At 39.1% G+C, this 4,009-nt stretch carries 1 protein-coding gene; it reads left to right on the forward strand.

Annotation, left to right across the window (positions count from 1 at the left end):
• Window positions 1-157: 157 nt before the first annotated feature.
• On the forward strand, window positions 158-4,009 hold a 3,852-nt coding region (porU, locus tag ACE3RB_RS19780), incomplete at its 3' end, for a type IX secretion system sortase PorU (RefSeq protein ID WP_374465780.1).

The raw sequence follows: 4,009 nt of genomic DNA on the forward strand, positions 1-4,009 counted from the left end.
ATAAATATTTTCAAAGTACAAAGAAAAAATAAATTATTCAATAAATCAAGTAAACATTTGATTTTTTTGAAAAACGTTAACAAATTAATTTTATTGTATCACAATTTAATTCTAAAATTTTCATTTATTTTGTAATTTAGCAATTTCAATAGTAAACATGAAACGAAAAATTACGCTTTTATCTTTAATCGCTTTTGCATCAACACTTTACGCCCAAAGAAATACCATTGAATGGAATGGCTCTAAAATCCAGGATTTTGGTGACACAAAATTAATTCTTCCCAATTTTAAAAATGAAGGTTTTTCTTTCAGCCAAAATAATGTTTTTATAGTAACCAAGCAAAAAATCGGAGAAAAGCAGTTAAAAATCTCAGACCTTGTCTGGGAGAACGTTTCCAACCAGGATTTATTTGAACTGGATAAAGGCAGACTTCCTGATCACGATGTGGCAGATGTTTCTTACTATTCATCGGAAGGGGACAGCTATGCCAGTATCAGCATTGCTTTATTTAAAAATGTAAAAGGCCGTGTTCAGAGATTATCTTCGTTCAATGTTTCAGAAGCTTCCGCATTTGTTAATACCTTCGGCACCGTTAATAAAATAGGAACTACAGCCAATCCGCTATCCAGCGGCAATTTTTATAAAATAAAAGTAGACAAGTCCGGGATATTCAAAATCACATCACAGTTTTTGAAAGACAACGGAATTAATCCTGCTTCTGTAAACCCAAAGAATTTCAGAATTTACGGAAACGGCGGCGTAATGCTTCCTGAGTACAACCAGGATCCGAGATACGGGGCATTACAGGAAAATGCCATTCAGGTGGTAGGTGAAGATGACGGTGTATGGAATGACAATGATTATGCTCTTTTCTATGCGCAGGGCCCGGACGGATATAACCTTTATGATACTTCCAACGGAAACGGTTTTAAAAGACATGAAACCCGTATCAACCCAAGCAATAATGTTAAAAATATATATGAGGATTTTTCATATTACTATATCAACTTCGACAAAGGTGCGGGAAAGAGAGTTCCGACTGTCGACGGAAATCTCCCTGCCCAGCTGATTACAAGGTACGACAGTTACCAGGTAATCAACAAAGATCAGAAAAACCTGTTAAAGGTAGGAAGAACGTGGGTGGAAGATACTCCTTTCACCAATGAAAAAACAGTAACGCTTACTACCAATTCACCTATACAGGCTAATGATGTGATACGATACAGAACTCAGGTGGTAGCGTATAATTCCCAGCAAAATACCATTGATTTTAAGATCAACAACTTAAATCCACAGCCGATACAGACGATTCCTTCGGATACTTCGAGCTACCAGTATACCTTCTACCCTGTCACCTACTCCGGAACATTAACTAATCTTACCGGAAACCAGTTTACATTGGTGTATAATCCTGATATTTCCAAGAATCCCAACGGAACCTTTTATTTTGATTATGTAGAAGTTCAGTATAAAGAAAACCTTGCTTTCAATGGTTCACAGATGAACTTCAGAGATTATTCCATTGTAAGCGGAAGTAATACCAACTATGGTTTCAGCATCAGCAATGCAGCTGCTATAGAGCAGGTATGGGATGTAACGGATATTACCAATGCCAGTAGAAGGGTGAATAAGGCAGGAGCAGGTTCTTTCAACTTTGCCTATACTGCTTCTGATCAGAATTTCAACAATGAATTTGTGGCTTTCCGTGCTGATGCGGCTTTCAGTCCGCAATTTGTAGGAAGAATTTCCAACCAGAACCTTTCTGCTATACAAAACGTAGATTATCTTATCCTTACCGTTCCGGAAATGATGGGCCAGGCACAAAGGCTTGCCAGCTACCATCAGACCAATCATAACTATAAGGTAGAAATTGTTGACATCAATAAGATCTATGAGGAATATGGCAGCGGAAGCAGAGATCTAACTGCAATAAGAGATTTCGTTACCAGACTTAACACTCCTCTGGGCAGACTTCAGTATGTATTTATTCTCGGGGATGCTTCATACGACTATAAAAACAGAGTTCCAAACAATACAAATGTTGTTGCCAGCTACCAGAGTGAGCAGTCTTCAGATTATGTATCATCATTTGTAACGGATGATTATATCGTAATGACCAAGCCGCAAAATACATTATTAATTGAAAACAACCTGCCGGATCTTCCGGTTGGCAGAATTCCGGCCGCCAATGCAAGTGAAGCCGGAGATATGATCAATAAAACACTGGCTTATTACAATTCCCTTCAGGGACAGTCAACTCCTTTCGGGGACTGGCGTATGCGACTTGATTTTGTAGTGGATGACAACAATGAAGGGGGAAGCCCTTTCCACAATGTGATGGACAGTTCACTATCCAGTATATTTGAACAGCCGGGTCAGCCGGAACTTAAAGAATATAATGTTAAAAAATTGTATATGGATGCCTTTACCGCTCAGAGTACTTCCGGCGGACGAAGATATCCACAGGTCAATCAGGCGATCTCCAATGCTATCGGAAACAGTTTGTACCTGTTCTATTTCGGGCATGGAGGAATCAACGGATGGGCACAGGAAAGAGTCCTTACAAGTTCTGAGGTTCAGAATGCCAATAACTTCTCTAATGTATACAGCAGATTTCCGTTTGTCTCTACCATCACCTGTGAATTTACATTATGGGATGAGCCTGCAACCAACTCTGTGGGAGAACAGTTTATTAAAATGAAGCAGGGAGGAGCCTCTACCATGATTACTTCCAGCCGTGCCATAGGAGTTGATTACGGACGTGATTTTACCAATACGTTTACCCAGAATATTTTTAAACTGACCAATGACGATTTTAATTCGTTGGGAAATGCCCACCTACTCGCTAAAAAGCAAAAGGGGCCAAACAGTAACCATTTAAAAGTAAACTTCCTGGGGGATCCTGCTATGAAATTAAGCAGACCACAAAGACTTCTGGTGATTGACAATATTGAAACTCCGGTTCCGGGATTGATCAGAGGACTGGATTTCGTAAAAATAAAAGGACACGTTAATAATCCAAACGGAACATTGAATAATACTTTTAACGGAAAGGTAAGCATCAATATTTTTGATAAAAGATTAAACAAAAAAACTTTAAATAACAGTGGCGTTTTATCTCCGGTTTTAGAATATACCGAAGAAGGAAGTGCAATTGTAAAATCTGCAGGAACTGCTGTAAACGGTGTATTTACTGCGGAATTCTATGTACCTAAAGACATTAATTATGCTGTAGGTCAGGGAAGAATATTAGCCTATGCAGATAACAAGTCAACGGATGTTTTCAACAACCAGGCAGTACAGGTGGGTGATATCAATCCAAACGGAATCAATGATAACCAACCTCCGAAAGTAAAACTGTACATGAACAACACCAACTTCGCAGACGGAGGAATCACCAACCAGAATCCTATGCTTCTTGCCTGTCTTACCGATGATACCGGAATCAACTCAACAGGATCCGGGGTAGGACACGATATTACAGTATATCTTGACGGGCAGATTATCAATACAGTTGTGTTGAATGATTTTTATGCTCCGGGAGAAGGAAACGGCTGTTTAAATCCAAGTCTTGCCGAGTACCAGAAGGGAAATGTAACCTACCCTTTCAGAAATCTGGCAGTCGGACAGCATCAATTAACATTTAAAGTTTGGGATATAAACAATAATTCCACAACTGCTACGTTAAATTTTGAAGTTAAAGATGAATCTGACCAGCACCTGACGATCAACCGTCCGCTGAACTGGCCAAATCCGTTTACAAACAAGACCTATATTCAGTTTGAGCACAATTGTGATGACATTCTGGATGTGAACGTACAGATTTATACAATAACCGGAAGACTGGTAAGAACTTTATCACAGCCGGTAGTTGCAGAACCGTTCCTGCAGGGCTTTAGAACCCCTCGTCAGGCAATAGAATGGGATGGAAGAGATGATTTTGGTTCTACAGTAGCAAAAGGTACGTATATTTTTAAGATATTTGCAAAAAGTCAAAATCAAGAAAAA

The organism is Chryseobacterium sp. (assembly GCF_041914225.1).
Taxonomy (GTDB): Bacteria; Bacteroidota; Bacteroidia; order Flavobacteriales; family Weeksellaceae; genus Chryseobacterium.